Source organism: Porphyrobacter sp. SLTP (assembly GCF_009905735.1).
Lineage (GTDB): Bacteria > Pseudomonadota > Alphaproteobacteria > Sphingomonadales > Sphingomonadaceae > Erythrobacter.
The window spans coordinates 254,994-271,904 of record NZ_JAAALE010000002.1; the positions used below are offsets into that span (position 1 = coordinate 254,994).

The window sequence follows — 16,911 nt, forward strand, 5'->3', positions numbered from 1 at the left end:
CTGCCTCATTCGCTCTGACGCGCAGGATAGCGGCGGGCGGTTAACGCCATGCTTCATGTTCCACAGCTCTTGCGCAAAAGGGATTGCGGCCCGCCTGACCGCTACCCATATTCGCCCGGAAGGCAGGTCCAAACGGCCGCCGCGGAAATAGACAAATGACCCAGACTTTCCCTCTCCTTCCCTTGCGCGACATCGTCGTTTTCCCCGGCATGGTCGTTCCCCTGTTCGTCGGGCGCGACAAGTCGGTGGCAGCGCTGGAAGCGGCGATGGAGGCGTCGAAGGACATTGTCCTCCTCGCTCAGCTTGATCCGGGCTGTGACGATCCCGAGGGTGACGACCTTTACGACGTCGGTGTGATTGCGCAGGTGCTTCAGCTCCTGAAGCTGCCCGATGGCACGGTGCGCGTGCTGGTCGAAGGCAAGGCGCGTGCGCGGCTCTCTGCGCTCGAAAACGTCGGCACATACCTCTTGGCCGAAGTCGATGAACTGGGCCCTGAGACCGTTTCGGGCAGCGAAGTCACAGCGCTGATGCGGCAGGTGACCGAGCAGTTCGGCGAATATGTGAAGCTCAACAAGAAGCTCGGCGATGACGCCGCGATTGATCTTTCCGAGGTCGACGATGCCGGGCAGCTGGCCGATACCATCGCCGCTGCAATCAGCGCCAAGGTTTCGGACAAGCAGGCGCTGCTGACCGAGGGCAATCCCCTGAAGCGGCTCGAACTCGTCATGGCCTTCATGGAAGGCGAGCTGTCGGTGTTGCAGGTCGAGCGCCGCATCCGTGGGCGCGTGAAGCGCCAGATGGAAAAGACCCAGCGCGAATATTACCTCAACGAGCAGCTGAAGGCGATCCAGAGCGAACTGGGTGGCGGCGATGATGGCGAAGGCAATGAAATCGCCGAACTGACCGAGAAGATCGAAAAGACCAAGCTGTCCAAGGAAGCCAAGGCCAAGGCGCTCAGCGAGCTGAAGAAGCTGCGCGGCATGCAGCCGATGAGCGCCGAGGCGACGGTGATCCGCAACTATCTCGACGTGCTTCTCGGTCTGCCGTGGGGCAAGAAGTCGAAGCTGAAACGCGACATTGCGCAGGCGCAGGCCGTGCTTGATGCCGATCACTATGCGCTGGAGAAGGTCAAGGACCGGATCGTCGAGTATCTCGCGGTGCAGGCCCGCACCAACAAGCTGAAGGGGCCGATCCTGTGCCTCGTCGGCCCTCCGGGCGTCGGCAAGACCAGCCTCGGCAAGTCGATCGCCAAGGCAACGGGCCGCGAATTCGTGCGCCAGTCGCTCGGCGGCGTGCGTGACGAGGCCGAGATCCGCGGCCACCGGCGCACCTATATCGGCTCGATGCCGGGCAAGATCGTGGCCAATCTCAAGAAGGCTGGCACGTCGAACCCGCTGTTCCTGCTCGACGAGATTGACAAGCTGGGTCAGGATTTCCGCGGTGATCCGGCGTCCGCGCTGCTGGAAGTGCTTGATCCCGAACAGAACGCCAAGTTCCAGGACCACTATCTGGAGCTCGATCTCGACCTCAGCGACATCATGTTCGTGTGCACCGCGAACAGCCTCAACCTGCCGCAGCCGCTGCTTGACCGGATGGAGATCATCCGGCTGGAAGGCTATACCGAGGACGAAAAGGTCGAGATCGCGCAGCGCCATCTGGTTCAAAAGCAGGTGGAGGCGCATGGTCTGAAGAAGGGTGAATTCACCCTTGAAGAAGAGGCCCTGCGCGATCTGATCCGCTACTACACTCGTGAAGCAGGCGTGCGCACGCTGGAGCGGGAGATTGCCAAGCTGTGCCGCAAGAGCCTGCGGCAAATCCTCGAAAAGAAAGCCACCAGCGTCACCATCACGCCCGAAAACCTCGGCGACTTCTCCGGCGTGCGCAAGTTCAAGCACGGCGTTTCGGAGGAAGAGGCGCAGGTTGGCGCTGTGACGGGTCTGGCATGGACTTCGGTGGGGGGCGAATTGCTCACCATCGAAAGCGTCACCACGCCGGGCAAGGGCGAGGTCAAGACCACCGGCAAGCTCGGCCAGGTGATGAACGAAAGCGTCTCGGCCGCCTTCAGCTTCGTGAAGGCCCGCGCGCCAGCCTATGGCATCAAGCCGAGCCTGATCAACCGCAAGAACATCCACATCCACCTGCCCGAAGGCGCAGTGCCCAAGGACGGGCCGAGCGCCGGGATCGGCATGGTCACCTCGATCGTCTCGACCCTTACCGGTATCCCGGTGCGCCCTGATGTGGCGATGACGGGCGAGGTCACACTGCGCGGGCGGGTGCTGCCGATCGGCGGCCTGAAGGAAAAGCTGCTCGCGGCGCTGCGCGGCGGGATCACGACCGTCCTTATCCCCGAGGAGAACGTCAAGGACCTCGCCGAAATCCCGGCGAACGCCAAGGCGGGGCTGGAGATCGTGCCGGTGTCTCATGTTGATGAGGTGCTGGCCCGTGCGCTGACCGAGCCGCTGGTGGCGATCGAATGGACTGAAGCGGATGATCTGGCTAGTCAGCCAGTCAATCCCGCTTCGGGAACAGGTCCGGCAACCCCAGAGGTGCCGACCGCGCATTGAGTCGTGGGGATTCGCACCTGTCGTGAATCGCGGCAGGTTTGCACAATTCCTGCGACGGTATTCATCAGGCTAACGAGCGCCCAACCTATGTTGGGCGCATAAACTGCTTTGGCTTTTTGCCTGGTGACGGTGATCGGGCTATTTGCCTTTGACAGCCTATCAAAAAACGTCTCAGTCTCGCCGTTTCTTACGTGCGCGATTCACACCGATAATCGATATCCAGCAGCTAGGGGGTTCCCATATGAACAAGAACGACCTGATCGGCGAAGTTGCCAACGCGAGCGGTCTGTCCAAGAGCGATGCCTCGAACGCCGTCGAAAGCGTGTTCGACGCAATTACCAAGGCGCTTTCGGGCGGGGACGAAGTGCGGTTGGTGGGCTTCGGCACCTTCTCGGTTGCCAAGCGCAAGGCGTCCACCGGGCGCAACCCGCGTACTGGCGAGCCGATGAAGATCAAGGCTTCCAATCAGCCCAAGTTCAAGGCGGGCAAGGGGCTGAAGGACGCGGTCAACTGACCGAGAGCCAGCCAGACTGATCCTTTTTCAAGGGCAAGAAAAAACCCCGTCAGCCTCGCGGCCGGCGGGGTTTTTCTTAGCCGCGCGCGCCCGTCAGGGAGCCGCGGCGATCAATGCGGTCGGGGCCTGCGCGGTGCGCTGGTTGATAGGCCAGATCAGCGCCTCACCGCCGGCCTCAGTCACAGGGCCTTCGTCGGTGTTGTTGGCGAGGATTCGCATTCCGGCCGCGGCGCGGACCGTGAAGGTCCCGTCCATCACCGGCACACCGGGCATGGCCGCCGGGTCCTGCCCGGCTTCACGCGACTGCTCCGCAGCGCCCATGGCAGCCAGCCCGGCGAAGGAGCCTGCACCCAGAACCGTGCCAAGCCCGGCGCTATCCGTGCTTTGCGCGGCGAAGCCCGGCGCATTGATCCGCACCTGACCTCCCTTGCGCAGGAATACCTGCACGAAGGGATTGGTCTGCGGAAAGCCCTCGATCATCGGGAAGGTGAAATCGTGGCCCATCGTGCCCGACACGCGGTAGCTGACGTCGAACACCCCGTCGCCCTTGTGAACCACTCGCTCCCAGCCCTTCTGGCGCTGGAGCAGCTTGACGAGTTCGTCGGCGGCCTTGGGGTCGGACGGATCGATCCCGCCCATGATCGCGGCCATCTGCTGGGCCTGCTTCTTGGCCTGTTCCGCCCGCTCTGCTGCGCCCGCTTCCCACTCTTCGCGCTGGATCGCCTCTTCTTCAGGGGTGCAATCGCGGCTCTCGTAGGTTTCATCGTCGAAGCAATTGGCGGTGAAATTGTCAGTGTTCGCCGCGTCCATCTGCGCCAGCTTGGACAGGCCGAGGAAGAAGATTTCGCCTTCGTAGCTGAAGGTGAAGCTGTCCGGCCCGGTGATCGCGAGTTCGGACGTGAACTTGCCAGGCGTCATGAAGCAGCCGCTCAGGACGAACGCAAAGACAGCCAGCACCGCAGCGGCGCGCAGGCGGATGGTCGAAAACATGGTCATGGCAATTCCCTCCCTGACCCTGCTTCTAGCTGCGCGTGGCCACCGCATAAAGCGCAATCGCCGCCGCGTTCGAGACATTGAGGCTCTCGATGGCCGAGGTGATCGGCAGCTTCGCCAACACGTCACAATGAGCGGCGATGTTCTGGCGCAGGCCTTCGCCCTCCGCGCCGAGCACAATCGCCAGCGGCCCGGTGGGCATGACATCGGCGAGCACCGCCTCGGCTTCGCCTGCCAGCCCGATGCGCCAATACCCGGCCTCGGCCAATTCCTCCAAGGCGCGGGCGAGGTTGACCACCCGCACCCACGGCACAGTCTCCAGCGCGCCCGATGCCGCCTTGGCCAGCACGCCGCCTTCGGAAGGCGCATGGCGGTCCTGCGTCACGATCGCCGCGGCCCCGAAGGCCGCCGCCGAGCGCAGGATCGCGCCGACATTGTGCGGATCGGTCACCTGATCGAGCACCACGATGGGCCGGGCCGCTTCGCCATCTGCCACCTCGTCGAGGAACACGTCTTCCAATGCGGCGCATTCCAGCACCAGCCCTTGATGCGGCGCGTCCTTGGCGACCAGGCGGGCGAGATCGGCCGCCTGGGCATGTTCGACCGGGAAACCTGCGGGCAATTCGCCGTCGAGGCTTTCGAGACCTTCCGGCGTGGCCCACAGCTTGCGGTGCTGGCGATCAGGGTTCTTGAGCGCGGCCTCGACCGCATGGCGGCCCCAGAGGCGCACCTGTCCCGCACTGCCACGACCCGAGCCGCGCCCGCCCTTCATACGCCCCGCACGGCCCCGCAGGGCGCGCTTCTTTTCACCTTTGCTCATGTTGTTTCCCGCCTGAGGCTTTTCAAAGGCACCCCCTGCCAGCAGGGGCATTGACAGGCAAGCAGTGCTTCGCCAAAGGGGCGCCTCTCGGCGGCGGGCCCGGCAACGGACTCGCGCAATTTCAGAGCGTGACCCGCTCAGGAGCGCCCCCCTCATGGCAGGGGACTGTGTGGACAGGTGGCCGAGTGGTTAAAGGCAGCAGACTGTAAATCTGCCCGCGCAAGCGTACGCTGGTTCGAATCCAGCCCTGTCCACCACTTCCTCCGTTTTGACCTGACCGAACACGTTTGGTCCATTCCCCATCAGCAAAAGCCGGTGCGTCGCCTGATGGCTCGCCGGTTTGCTCGTCTGCGCTCAGGCGGCGAGCATTTCCGGTTGTTGATCGGCCCACTTGAGGCCCGGCAGATAGCGCGCGTCGACCTTGCCGTCTTTCAGGGCGAAGAGGTGCAGCCAGCCATTATCGAACAGCGCCCGGACGCTCGCGTGCTTTTCGAGAATCTTGAGCATTTCCTCGCGCGGGGCCTCGATCATGACCGAAAGGCGCAGGGGTTCATGCGCGAGGTGCTCGCCGTCATGCACCGCCTGCCAGGGCAGACCAGCGCGAAGCTTGCCGCCATTGCCTTCGATCACGCCGATCCCGCCAACCACATTGTGGATCAGCTTGTTACCGCCGCCGAAAATTTCAGGCGCGACGCTGGAGCCGTAATACTGGAGGCTGATCCAGCTCGCCACCACCACCGGGGCGGTGATGATCAGTTCCAGCGTGCCGAAGCCTGCGTCCGCCTGCCAGTCGTAGGAATGCAGGAACGCGCGCCCGCCAAGGTCGCGACCAGCGGTTGCCTCGCGCGGGGCGGCGATAAAGGCGGCGCATCCGGCAAGGCCCCATTCCGGGCGGATTTCGGCCCAGTTCTGCGCGCGGGCGGCGATGGTGTTCCCGCGCGCGCCGGGTAGGCGCACCGCGCGTTCGGCCCGCGCAACCTTGGCGGCCTGCGCCAGCCATTTGCGCACTCTGGCAAGATCGCCGCTGCGCGCGGCGGGGAGGCCATCTTCGTAGATGGTGATGTCATCGGTGGTGGTATCGTGCAGACCCGCCACGAACAGGGTGTCCGCCCGAACATCCACGCCCCGTTCGGCCAATCCCGCGCGGGTTTCGGGATCGTTGAGCAGGATCGCGAGCAGCCGCGCGGAGACTTCGCCGGTGTACCCGCCGCAGGCCCCGCAGTGGTAGGCGCTTTCATGCGGGTTGTTGGTGGTGTTGCCGCCGTGGCCGAGCAGCAGCACAACCGCGCCGTGGCCTTGCGTCAGGCTCATCGCCTTGAGCACCGCCGCGCCGGTATCGGCCTTGGCTGCGGCGCTCATGCCGCCGATGACTTCGGGGGCAGGCTCGGACTTGGCGGTGTTGCCAAGGCCGAGCGCCGACTTCACCAGCTTCACCGCATAGACCGGACCCATCGCCTCGACAAAGGCGAAGGAAGACACCGCCGCCTGCCGGAACCGGCCCCATGCGCGCTGGCTGCGGGCATTGATGCGGGAGGCCTGATCCTTGGCCGGATCGCCCGCGCTCGTGGTGTTGACTGCGGGGTTGAGCAGCACCGGCAGGCGCGCTTCGAGTATGTCCGAACCATGCGCATGGTGCGCCAGAGGCAGGCCGAAAAACCCGGCAAAACCGATGGTTGCGATGGAATGATCGACCGATTCGAGCGCGCGGCGGAAGACTTCAGAACGCACGTCGATGCAGAAGGCGGCTTGCAGGAAGGGCCGCTCGCCTTGCGGGGCCGCACCGTCGAGCGCGGCGGCAAGACGGCGCTGATGACCGCGATCGGCCGCGTCTTGCAGGATTGCCAGCGCCACGTCCTCGGCGGTCGCGGTGATCGGCACCGCGTGCGCCGCGACGGTTGCAGCCCAGCGATCGGCGATCTGCGGTGTGCGCAGCAGCAGCGCCTCGTCCCAGATCAGGCGGATTGCGAGCAGGTCCATCAGCGTGCGGTCGGTATCGCCGACCAGTTCCGCCTGCCAGAGCAGCCAGCGCGCATGCTGCGCCCAGCCGCCAAGGCTCATGGCCAAGCGGTGGAATGCGGTCGGCGCGGCCGCGTCAGACAGGCCGAGCGTCTCGGCTGCGGAGAGGATCGCACGCTCGGTGGTGTCGGGCGCGCAGGCGACATGGGCGCAGAAGCCGTCCAGCCCGGCGATTTCCGGCGTGAGGTCATGCAGCGCCCAGCCGCGCCAGGCCGTGAAGGCTTCGGCACCGGGCGCGGGTGACCACAGGGCTTGGCCGCGGTCGAAGTGCCCTGCCGCCCACAGGCCGATGCACTTGTCGATCAGGGCGGGCCAATCGATCCCGGTCGCCTCGGCAGCGAGATCAGCCACAGTGGGCAGGGCACGCGGCGCAGGGCCATCACCCAGCGTCACGGCCATTTCGCGCAAGGCGGTGACAGTCGCAGGCTTCAGAGGCGAGGGCGAGGCGGCGAGCGCCTCGGCAAGGTTATCGGCGCTGATCCGGCCATCCTTGATGGCGGCGGCATATTCGGCGCCGGTACAGGTGACGCGCACCCCGGCGACGCGGGCAAGGCGCGCGGCGGTGCTGGCGAGGTCTTCTCCGGTCTGCCCGAGGAAGGGGTTTACCGCCACGGTCGCATCCAGCGGGAAGGCAGGCGGAATGGCGCGGCCGGCAGCCTCGGCGGCTTCGAGCACCGCGGAAAAGCGGGCCGGGGCGATGTCAGCGTGGTTCATCAGCATGGCATTGTCTCCGTTGGTGCGTTCATCAGCGGGTGGTTGTCGTGCGGAAGCCGCCGATTGCGCGGTCCAGCAGGGCGTTGAGGTAGAGGCCATTGGCAAGGTGGACGCGCAGACCGGCCGTCGCGGGGTGGTGCGCCCACAGGGGGAACAGGGCCTGCGCAAAGGCGACAAGGCCGAAGCTCGCCACCGCGATCACCAGCATCGCCCATTCCAGCTCGCCCGGCATCGGCGGGGTCGGCAGGATCGGGCCCCAGATGGCTTGGGCCAGGGTCTGGAAGCTGAAGTAACCAATGGCGGCAGCAAGCGCGGCACCGGCGGTGCGCTTGGTCAGGGCGACCGGCGCGCGGTCGGCAAGGCCCTGTGCGACGAGGTAAGCCACCCCGAAGATCAGGATCGCGCCCAGCGCCAGCGCCTGCGGGGACTTCGGTCCAAACACGGCGGTGAAGGCCCCGGCGATCGCGGCGAAGATGGCGAGCGCCAAGGCGAAGCTCTTGAGCACCGCTGCAACGCTCGGCACTGCGACCGGGCCGGGGCGGCGGATATTGGCTACCTCGGCCACCGCGCCGCCGGAGGAAAGGAAGGCGTGCGCTTTGTAAAGCGAGTGGGCGATGATGTGCAGCAGCGCCAGCGTCCACAGGCCGAGCCCGCATTGCAGCAGCATGAAGCCCATCTGCGAGATCGTCGACCAGGCGAGCGCGGTCTTGATCGCGCTCTGAGTCAGCATGACGGCTGCACCGAACAGGGCGGTCAGCCCGCCGATCAGGACGAGCGCGGCCATCGCGCCGGTGCTCGCCTGCACCAGCGGGGCGGCCGTGATCAGCAGCACGCCGCCCGAATTGATGATCCCGGCGTGGAGCAGCGCGGAGACGGGGGTGGGGGCCTCCATCACCTCGGTAAGCCAGCCGTGGAGCGGGAAGGCGGCAGTCTTGAGCGCGGCGGCGGCGACGATGGCTGCAACGCCCAGCGTTCCGGCAAGCCCAAGCCCGGTGGTAGCCGCGGCGGCAGGCAGCGCGGCCAGATCGAGCGTCCCGAAACGGGCGAACAGCAGCCCCGCAGCGATCACCAGCATCACGTCACCCGTGTGCCACACGGCGCCAAACTTGGTCGCCGCGCGCTGAGCTTCGGGCCGGTCGGGGTAGAACAGCAGCAGGCGCTTGAGGGTCAGGCCGACCGCGATGGCGGCAAGGATCATGGTGGGCAGGGTGCCCGCCTGCACGAACACCAGAACCGCGGCAAGCGTGGTCAGCATCAGCGCATGGAACGCACCCTCGCGCGCTTCTCCGTCGAGATAGGCGCGACTGTAGCGCATCACGATCCAGCCGATGAAGCCGACCAGCGTGGCGACGCTCGCACTGACAAGGTCGCTGCGGAGCGCAAGAGCGAAGGGGCCATCCAGCAGCGCAAAACCCGGGGAGGAGAACAAGGCGGTCTGGACAAGGCCTGCGAGCGCCAGCCCAAAAGCGGCTAGTGCCGCGCCTTCCGACCAGCGCGGCAGGCTGCCGGGACGCTTACCGGGACGGGCGAGCGCAAACAGGATCACTGGCACAAGCGCCAGCGGGGCAAACAGCGTGAGGGCGATGGCGTCAGACATGGCAGCGCTCCGGCAGGAAAAGAGGGCTTCAGGAACGCTTTGCCGGATAGGGGGTGGACGAAATTAAAGAAAATACATATTTTGTCGTCAAACGTTCGTCTCAATCGAACGATTATGCGAAATTGGTACCATGGCGACGCTCAACCTTCACCACCTGCGACTCTTCCGCGCAACCGCGCGCGAAGGCACGCTGACCGCGGCGGCCCGCGCGCTCAATATCTCGCAAAGCGCGGTTTCCACACAGATCAAGGCGCTGGAGGCGGATCTCGGCCATGATCTGTTCGAGCGGCGCGGCCGCAATCTGGTGCTGACCGAGGCAGGGCGGATCGCGCTGGATTATGCCGAGCAGATCTTCCGCGCCTCCGAACAGCTCACCGCCACGTTCCGCGCAGTCGGTGGACAACGGAAGGTTCTGCGGATCGGCGCGCTGGCGACCTTATCGCGCAATTTCCAGATGGGCTTTCTCCAACCACTGATCGGGCGCGACGATGTTGAAGTGGTTTTGCGGTCAGGCACGCAAGCGAGCCTGCTGCGCGCGCTCGACGCGCTGACGATTGACGTGCTGCTCACCAATCAGGTGCCCGCCCGCGATGCGGCGAGCCCCTATCTGGTGCGGCGCTTGGCGGAGCAGCCGGTCAGCCTGGTTGGCACACGATCGCGCTTGGCCATGGCGGCGCAGGGCCTCAGTCGCCTGCTCACCACCGCGCCGCTGATCCTGCCCACGCCCGAGACTGCGCTGCGGGCCGGGTTCGATGCGATGATCGAAGGGCTTGGCATCGTTCCGCGCGTCGCCGCCGAGGCGGACGACATGGCGATGATCCGGCTTCTGGCCCGCAATGATGTCGGCGTCGCAGTAATTCCGCCCATCGTGGTGCGTGATGAATTGGCCGCTGGTACGCTTTACGAGCTGTTTCAGTTGCCCGAGATCACCGAGGAATTCTACGCCGTCACCATCGCGCGGACCTTTCCCAATCCGCTGTTGCGCGATGTGCTCGAACCGGAGGCGCAGGCGGCAGGGCTTGCGGCAGGAGAGGGGGGGCAGTAAGGCGTGCGCCCCATGCAAGAAAGTCCCATGCAGGAAATGCAAGCTCCCCTCACCGGCCGCCCGGTCATCTCGGCCACCGGCCTGTTCACGCCCGCCGACAGCATCTCCAACGAAGAACTGGTCGCCAGCTTCAACGCCTTTGTGGATCGCCACAACGAGGCCAATCCGGATGCTGAGCCGCTCGCCTATTCGTCGGTCGAGTTCATCGAGAAGGCGAGCGGGATCAAATCGCGCCATGTGATGAGCAAGGCGCCGATCCTTGATCCTGCGATCATGTGCCCGCGCCTGCCCGAACGAGGCAATGACGAGCTGTCGTTCATGGCCGAAATCGGCGTGGCCGCGGCGCGGCAGGCGCTGGAGCGCGCTGGCCGCAAGCCTGAGGATGTCGATGCGGTGCTGTGCGCGGCCTCGAACATGCAGCGCCCCTATCCGGCGATGGCGATCGAGATCCAGCAGGCGCTGGGGATCGAAGGCTTCGGCTTCGACATGAATGTCGCCTGCTCTTCGGCGACCTTCGGCATTCAGACCGCCGCTGACTATATCCGCGCAGGCAATGCGCGGTCCGTGCTGGTGGTCAGCCCGGAAATCACCTCCGGCCACCTCAACTGGCGCGACCGCGATAGCCACTTCATCTTCGGCGATGTCGCCACAGCCGTGCTGGTCGAAGATGCCGCCATTGCGCCGACAGAGCACTGGGCTATCCTTGGCACCAAGCTGAAAACGGTGTTCTCCAACAACATCCGCAACAATTTCGGTTTCCTTAACCGCGCTGCGCCTGAAACTGCGGACACCGCCGACAAGCTGTTCGTCCAAGAGGGCCGCAAGGTATTTCGGGAAGTCGTGCCGATGGTGGCGCAGATGATCCTTGATGAAGCTGCGCGGCTGGGGATCGATCCCGAAGGTCTGCGCCGCCTGTGGCTGCATCAGGCCAATGCGGGCATGAACCGGCTGATCTCGACCAAGGTGCTGGGTCACGAGGCGAATGAGGACGAGAGCCCGACGGTGCTCGACACCTATGGCAACACCTCGAGCGCGGGTTCGATCATCGCCTTCCACCAGCATAGCGACGATCTCGTGGCTGGCGATACCGGCCTCATTTGCAGCTTCGGCGCCGGCTATTCTGCGGGCACGGTGTTCGTACGCAAGGTGAGCTGAGGGCCGAGTTGCTTGCGGCCACGCGCTGCACTCCCTAGAAGCCCTCCGATGGCAGGCGAAATTCTCGATAACAAAGGTCGCGGCGAGGCGGGCTGGGATTGGCCCGCGATCCATCCGGAAGGTCGCAAATTCGGGTTGATCGCATTGGCGGTGAGCCTGTTCTTCTTGCTCGCGCTCGATTGGGAGCTGATCGGCTGGCCGCTGCTGCTGCTCAGTTTCGGCGTGTTCGCCTTCTTCCGCGACCCCGAACGGGTGGTCCCGCAGGGTGAGGCTGCGATCATCGCTCCGGCTGACGGGATCGTCACGCTGATCGAGGAGGTCGAACCACCGCTCGAATTGCAGATCGACGACGGCTCGGGCTTTGCGGGCCTGCCCAACGGCACTGTGACGCGGGTGTCGATCTTCATGAGCGTGTTCGATGTTCACATCAACCGTACACCTGTGGGCGGGACGGTACGGCGGGTGGTCTATATCCCCGGCAAGTTCATGAACGCCGAACTCGACAAGGCGAGCGAGGAAAACGAACGCCAGCATATCCTGATCGAACGGAGTGATGGGCTGAAGATCGGCTTCACGCAGATTGCCGGGTTGGTGGCGCGGCGGATCGTGCCGTTCGTCAAGCCGGGTGACATGGTCGCCAAGGGCCAGCGTGTCGGCCTGATCCGCTTCGGTAGCCGCGTTGATATCTATCTTCCGGCCGGGACCGATCCCAAGGTCATGATCGGCCAGACCACCATTGCCGGCGAAACCGTCATTGCCGAGATCGGCCAGCGCGGGTTGATCGAGGGAATTTCGCAGTGAGCCAACCGCCCCGCAAGCGCGGCCCGCGCAAGATTCCGGGCGCGCGGTTCTTCCCGGCACGGCTGGGCCCCAAGGCCGCCGAGGACGAGGACGAAGATGTGCGCAGTCCGGGTGCCGGCGGGCTGACCTTGCGGGCCATGCTGCCCAACGCGATCACGGCAGCAGCACTGTGCTCGGGGCTGACTGGCATCCGCTTCGCAATTGATGCGCAGTGGACTTATGCGATTGGCCTCGTGGTCCTGGCCGGTGTGCTCGACGGGATCGACGGGCGCATCGCGCGGCTGCTCAACGCGCAGTCGCGTTTCGGTGCGGAGCTCGACAGTCTGGCGGATTCGATTTCCTTTGGCGTTGCGCCAGCGCTGATCCTGTTCCTTTGGTCCTTGCAGGACTGGCCGCGCTTTGGCTGGTTTGCGGCGCTCGCCTTTGCGATCTGCTGTGCGCTGAGGCTCGCGCGGTTCAACGCCCGGATCGATCTGGACGATCAGCCGCACAAGTCTGCCGGATTCCTCACCGGCGTGCCTGCTCCGGTCGGGGCAGGGCTGGCCTTCACCCCGTTCTACCTGTGGCACGAAACCGGCATTGCCGTGTTCCGCGATCCCGTGCTGATGACTCTCTGGCTGGCGGTAATCGCTATCTTGATGATCTCGAACATGGCAACCTTGAGCTGGGCCTCGATCCGGCCGCGCCGTTCGATCCGCTTGCCGTTGATCGCCTTTACGGGGCTGGCGTTTGCCGCATTGTTGTTGGAGCCGTGGTGGACGCTAGCGGCGATCTGTATCGCCTATCTTGCGCTGATGCCTTACGGCCTAGTGAAGTACGGGCGGATCAAGCAGCGGCGCAAATTTGATGCGGCAGCCTCCGCAGCGGAGCCGAGCGCCGACGCGGCGTGACGTCCTGACGACGAGCGGCGCGCAGTTGCATGTCAACCGCCGCAGCCTGAAGCGCAAATCCTGCCCGCATCACTTCACCTTCCCGCATCAGTTGCGCATAGGCCGCGTACGCGCCGATCAGGCTGTGCGCGATTGTAGCCACAGCAACGAAACCGGTCAGCGTGAACAGAGCAGAAATGGCAAGAGCAAGCATGGCGGGTTCCCCTGAATTGTTCGTTCTTTGTTCTCCAACCTTGTTCCCCACATGTTCCGGCCTGTCAAGCGCCTTTCGCACCGACCCTGAGACGATTTTTCGTAAGCGCGTGCATTCATGTCTGGATTTCCGGTCGCGACACGGTTAAGGGCGCGCTCGCTTGAGCCAAGGCATACGCCCTTCGCTGCAAGCAAATTCACATGGAAGGCGCACATACCGGTGCCGTTTGCGGGAGCTCCGCATCACGGTTCCAGTCTTCCAGAGGAACAACCGGAAAGGAATTACTTATGGCGGCACCTGTCGTCACGATGCAGCAATTGATTGAGGCCGGCGCTCACTTCGGCCACCAGACCCACCGCTGGAACCCGCGCATGAAGCCGTACATTTTCGGCGCGCGTAACGGTGTTCACATCATCGACCTGTCGCAGTCCGTGCCGCTGTTTGCGCGCGCGCTTGATTTCGTCGAATCGACCGTGCGTTCGGGCGGCAAGGTGCTGTTCGTCGGCACCAAGCGTCAGGCGCAGGAGCCGATCGCTGAAGCCGCGCGTATGTCGGGCCAGCATTTCGTCAACCACCGCTGGCTGGGCGGGATGCTCACCAACTGGAAGACGATCTCGGGTTCGATCCGACGCCTGAAGGCACTGGAAGAAATGCTGTCGGGCGATGTGTCGGGCTTCACCAAGAAGGAAGTTCTCCAGCTAACCCGTGAGCGTGAGAAGCTGGAAGCTTCGCTGGGCGGCATCCGCGACATGGGCGGCATCCCGGACGTGATGTTCGTGATCGACGCCAACAAGGAAGATCTCGCGATCAAGGAAGCCAACGTTCTCGGCATTCCGGTGATCGGCATCCTCGACACCAACGTCGATCCGTCGGGCATCGCTTTCCCGGTTCCGGGCAACGACGATGCGAGCCGTGCAGTGCGTCTGTACTGCCAGGCGATCGGTGAAGCGGCGCTCGCCGGCAAGGGCAAGTTCCAGCAGGACGTGTCGAGCGATTTCGGCGCAATGGCTGAACCCCCGGCTGAAGCACCCGCGCAGGTCGTGGTCGCTGATGAGCCGGCTGCGGAAGAAACCGAAGCCTGATTTTCTTCACGCGGCAGCGGCGACATCGACCGTCGCGTCCGCGTCACATTCCCACTCTAGCGCGCCCGGCATTGCCCTCCATCTGGAGACGGCAGGGCCGGGCGCCCGAACAACACACGAAAAGGAATTTCTCATGGCTGATTTTTCCGTCGCTGACGTGAAGAAGCTGCGCGAGCGCACTGGCGCTGGCATGATGGACGCCAAGAAGGCGCTGACCGAAGCCGGCGGCGACATCGAAGCCGCGGTTGACGCACTGCGCGCCAAGGGCCTCGCCACCGCTCAGAAGAAGTCGAGCCGCACTGCGGCTGAAGGTCTCGTCGGCGTCGCCGTTTCGGGCACCAAGGGCGTGGCTGTCGAAGTGAACTCGGAAACCGACTTCGTCGCCAAGAACGACCAGTTCCAGAGCTTTGTCCGCAACGTGACGGCTGTTGCGCTCGAACTCGGCAATGATGATGTCGAGGCGCTCAAGGCCGCTGCCTACCCCGAAGGCGGCACCGTCTCCGAGAAGCTGACCGACAACGTCGCCACCATCGGTGAAAACCAGCAGATCCGCCGCATCAAGACCGTCTCGGTCGAGAAGGGCGCGGTCATTTCGTACATGCACACCGCCGCTGCCGAAGGCCTCGGCAAGATTGGCGTGCTGATCGGTCTGGAAAGCGAAGCGGGCGCCGACGTGCTCGAACCGCTCGGCAAGCAGCTGGCCATGCATGCAGCCGCCGCTTTCCCGATGGCGCTCGACGCTGACGGGCTTGATGCTGAAGTGATCGAGCGCGAGCGCAAGATCGCTGCCGAAAAGGCTGCCGAAACCGGCAAGCCCGAAGACGTGCAGGCCAAGATGGTCGATGGCGCGGTGAAGAAGTTCGCCAAGGAAAACGCCCTGCTCAGCCAGATCTTCGTGATGGACAACAAGACCGTCATCGCCGATCTCGTCGCGCAGGCCGGCAAGGCCGCGGGCACCCCGATCGTGCTCAAGGACTATGCCCGCTTCCAGCTCGGTGAAGGCATCGAGAAGGAAGAAGTCGATTTCGCAGCGGAAGTGGCAGCCACGCTCAAGGGCTGATCTTTCGCCAACAATCAACGGACGGCCGTCGCAGCGGATGCTGCGGCGGCCGTTTGTTTGAGCGCGCGCGGCGTTACCTTACCCTTTGCGCAACGGCGGATTGCCGGTTAAGTGCCCCCACTCAGATTCCTGCCCGGAGCCCCGCATCCCCATGTCTCTTCCCCCGATCAAGCGCGTCCTCCTGAAACTGTCAGGCGAAGTGCTGATGGGCAGCCAACAGTTCGGGATCGACCCTGCCTTTGTCGCTGAACTGGCGGCAGAGGTGAAAGCGGCCAAGGAAACCGGGCTCGAAATCTGCCTCGTGATCGGCGGCGGCAATATCTTCCGGGGGATGGCAGGCGCGGCCAAGGGGATGGACCGGGCTCAGGCCGATTACATGGGCATGCTCGCGACCGTGATGAACGCGCTCGCGATGCAGAACGCGCTCGAGCAACTCGGTGTCCAGACCCGCGTGCAGTCCGCGATCGAGATGGACAAGGTGTGCGAGCCGGTGATCCGCCGCCGCGCCGAACGCCATCTGGAAAAGGGCCGGGTCGTGATCTTTGCTGCCGGAGTCGGCGCGCCCTATTTCACGACCGACAGCGGCGCCGCCTTGCGTGCGGCGGAAATGAAATGCGATGCGCTGCTCAAGGGCACCAGCGTCGATGGCGTTTACGACAGTGATCCCAAGCATAACCCCGATGCCGTGCGGTTCGATACCGTGACCTATGACCGGGTGCTGGCCGATAATCTCAAGGTGATGGACGCCTCGGCGGTGGCCTTGTGCCGTGACAACAAGATCCCGATTGTGGTCTTCTCGATCCGCGAGAAAGGCAACCTGGCCCGCGTGCTCGCGGGTGAGGGCGTGCAGACCATTGTTCAAGACAGCTAAGACAACCGAAGGAAACCCCAGCCATGCCGCAATATGACAAGGCCGATGTTGAGCGCCGGATGAAGGGCGCTGTGGAAGCGTTGAAGAGCGATCTGCAAGGCCTGCGCACCGGCCGCGCCAACACCAGCCTGCTCGATCCGGTCGTGGTCGAAGTCTATGGCTCAATGATGCCGCTCTCGCAAGTCGCGACCGTCTCGGCGCCCGAGCCGCGGATGCTGAGCGTACAGGTGTGGGACAAGTTGAACATGACCCCCGTCGAAAAGGGCATCGCCCACGCGAACCTCGGCCTCAACCCGATCATCGACGGCCAGACCCTGCGTCTGCCGATCCCCGATCTGACGCAGGAACGCCGCAAGGAGCTCGCGAAGCTGGCGGGCCAGTATGCCGAGAAGGCCAAGATCGCGATCCGCAACGTGCGTCGTGACGCGATGGAAAGCCTGAAGACCGACGAGAAGAAGAAGGAAATCTCGGAAGACGACCGCAAGCGGTCCGAAGAGCAGGTCCAGAAGCTGACCGATCAATACGTCAAGGAAACCGACGAGGCTGCCGCCAAGAAGGAACAGGAAATCCTGACGCAGTAAGGCGTTCCTGAGACC

General features: G+C 64.4%; 15 protein-coding genes and 1 tRNA gene. 11 read left to right on the forward strand and 5 right to left on the reverse strand.

The genetic code is table 11. The features are described 5' to 3' along the window. The first annotated feature begins 155 nt into the window (after nt 1-155). The gene (gene lon, locus GVM20_RS02605) at nt 156-2,564 is read left to right on the forward strand and encodes an endopeptidase La (protein ID WP_166545732.1); all 2,409 of its coding nucleotides are present in this window, start codon (nt 156-158) and stop codon (nt 2,562-2,564) included. A 241-nt stretch (nt 2,565-2,805) separates the two neighbouring features. After that, complete coding sequence (locus GVM20_RS02610) at nt 2,806-3,078, forward strand: HU family DNA-binding protein (RefSeq protein WP_166545733.1); 273 nt, start codon at nt 2,806-2,808, stop codon at nt 3,076-3,078. A gap of 93 nt (nt 3,079-3,171) precedes the next feature. On the opposite strand, the gene GVM20_RS02615 is transcribed toward GVM20_RS02610, so the two are convergent. Both GVM20_RS02615 and rlmB read right to left on the reverse strand, forming a co-directional pair. Beyond that, nucleotides 3,172-4,074 carry a hypothetical protein gene (locus tag GVM20_RS02615; protein WP_166545734.1) on the reverse strand — a complete coding sequence of 301 codons (903 nt, stop codon included), beginning with the start codon at nt 4,072-4,074 and terminating at the stop codon, nt 3,172-3,174. Between the two features lie 25 nt (nt 4,075-4,099). Beyond that, nucleotides 4,100-4,891, reverse strand: coding sequence for a 23S rRNA (guanosine(2251)-2'-O)-methyltransferase RlmB (gene rlmB, locus GVM20_RS02620; protein ID WP_166545735.1), 792 nt, complete (start codon nt 4,889-4,891; stop codon nt 4,100-4,102). A 171-nt stretch (nt 4,892-5,062) separates the two neighbouring features. On the opposite strand from rlmB, the gene GVM20_RS02625 reads away from it, so the two are divergent. Next, nucleotides 5,063-5,148: transfer RNA gene (locus GVM20_RS02625), tRNA-Tyr, on the forward strand. Between the two features lie 97 nt (nt 5,149-5,245). Here the strand turns inward: GVM20_RS02625 and GVM20_RS02630 are convergent. Beyond that, nucleotides 5,246-7,621, reverse strand: a complete 2,376-nt coding sequence (locus tag GVM20_RS02630; RefSeq protein ID WP_199799431.1) for a YbcC family protein — start codon at nt 7,619-7,621, stop codon at nt 5,246-5,248. A 31-nt stretch (nt 7,622-7,652) separates the two neighbouring features. Further along, nucleotides 7,653-9,218, reverse strand: a complete 1,566-nt coding sequence (locus tag GVM20_RS02635) for a proton-conducting transporter transmembrane domain-containing protein (RefSeq protein ID WP_166545737.1) — start codon at nt 9,216-9,218, stop codon at nt 7,653-7,655. Between the two features lie 130 nt (nt 9,219-9,348). Between GVM20_RS02635 and GVM20_RS02640 the strand changes: the two genes are divergently transcribed. From GVM20_RS02640 to pssA, 4 genes are all read left to right on the forward strand, one after another. Next, nucleotides 9,349-10,263 (forward strand): LysR family transcriptional regulator, encoded by a 915-nt coding sequence (locus GVM20_RS02640; RefSeq protein ID WP_166545738.1) that lies wholly within the window; start codon nt 9,349-9,351, stop codon nt 10,261-10,263. Between the two features lie 12 nt (nt 10,264-10,275). Continuing rightward, nucleotides 10,276-11,418, forward strand: coding sequence for a beta-ketoacyl-ACP synthase III (locus GVM20_RS02645; RefSeq protein WP_199799407.1), 1,143 nt, complete (start codon nt 10,276-10,278; stop codon nt 11,416-11,418). Between the two features lie 48 nt (nt 11,419-11,466). After that, nucleotides 11,467-12,219: a phosphatidylserine decarboxylase gene (locus GVM20_RS02650; RefSeq protein ID WP_166545739.1), complete on the forward strand. Its 753-nt coding sequence runs from the start codon at nt 11,467-11,469 to the stop codon at nt 12,217-12,219. A gap of 62 nt (nt 12,220-12,281) precedes the next feature. After that, complete coding sequence (gene pssA, locus GVM20_RS02655) at nt 12,282-13,109, forward strand: CDP-diacylglycerol--serine O-phosphatidyltransferase (protein ID WP_234031818.1); 828 nt, start codon at nt 12,282-12,284, stop codon at nt 13,107-13,109. Here the strand turns inward: pssA and GVM20_RS02660 are convergent. Continuing rightward, the gene (locus GVM20_RS02660) at nt 13,045-13,302 is read right to left on the reverse strand and encodes a hypothetical protein (RefSeq protein WP_166545740.1); all 258 of its coding nucleotides are present in this window, start codon (nt 13,300-13,302) and stop codon (nt 13,045-13,047) included. The genes pssA and GVM20_RS02660 overlap by 65 nt on opposite strands. A 287-nt stretch (nt 13,303-13,589) precedes the next feature. Between GVM20_RS02660 and rpsB the strand changes: the two genes are divergently transcribed. From rpsB to frr, 4 genes are all read left to right on the forward strand, one after another. After that, on the forward strand, nt 13,590-14,384 hold the full coding sequence (rpsB, locus tag GVM20_RS02665; RefSeq protein ID WP_166545741.1) for a 30S ribosomal protein S2: 795 nt from the start codon (nt 13,590-13,592) through the stop codon (nt 14,382-14,384). A 133-nt stretch (nt 14,385-14,517) separates the two neighbouring features. Then, the gene (tsf, locus tag GVM20_RS02670; RefSeq protein WP_166545742.1) at nt 14,518-15,444 is read left to right on the forward strand and encodes a translation elongation factor Ts; all 927 of its coding nucleotides are present in this window, start codon (nt 14,518-14,520) and stop codon (nt 15,442-15,444) included. 151 nt (nt 15,445-15,595) lie between these two features. Further along, nucleotides 15,596-16,315 (forward strand): UMP kinase, encoded by a 720-nt coding sequence (gene pyrH, locus GVM20_RS02675; protein WP_160760660.1) that lies wholly within the window; start codon nt 15,596-15,598, stop codon nt 16,313-16,315. A gap of 23 nt (nt 16,316-16,338) precedes the next feature. Next, nucleotides 16,339-16,896 (forward strand): ribosome recycling factor, encoded by a 558-nt coding sequence (gene frr, locus GVM20_RS02680; RefSeq protein WP_166545743.1) that lies wholly within the window; start codon nt 16,339-16,341, stop codon nt 16,894-16,896. Nucleotides 16,897-16,911: the final 15 nt, after the last annotated feature.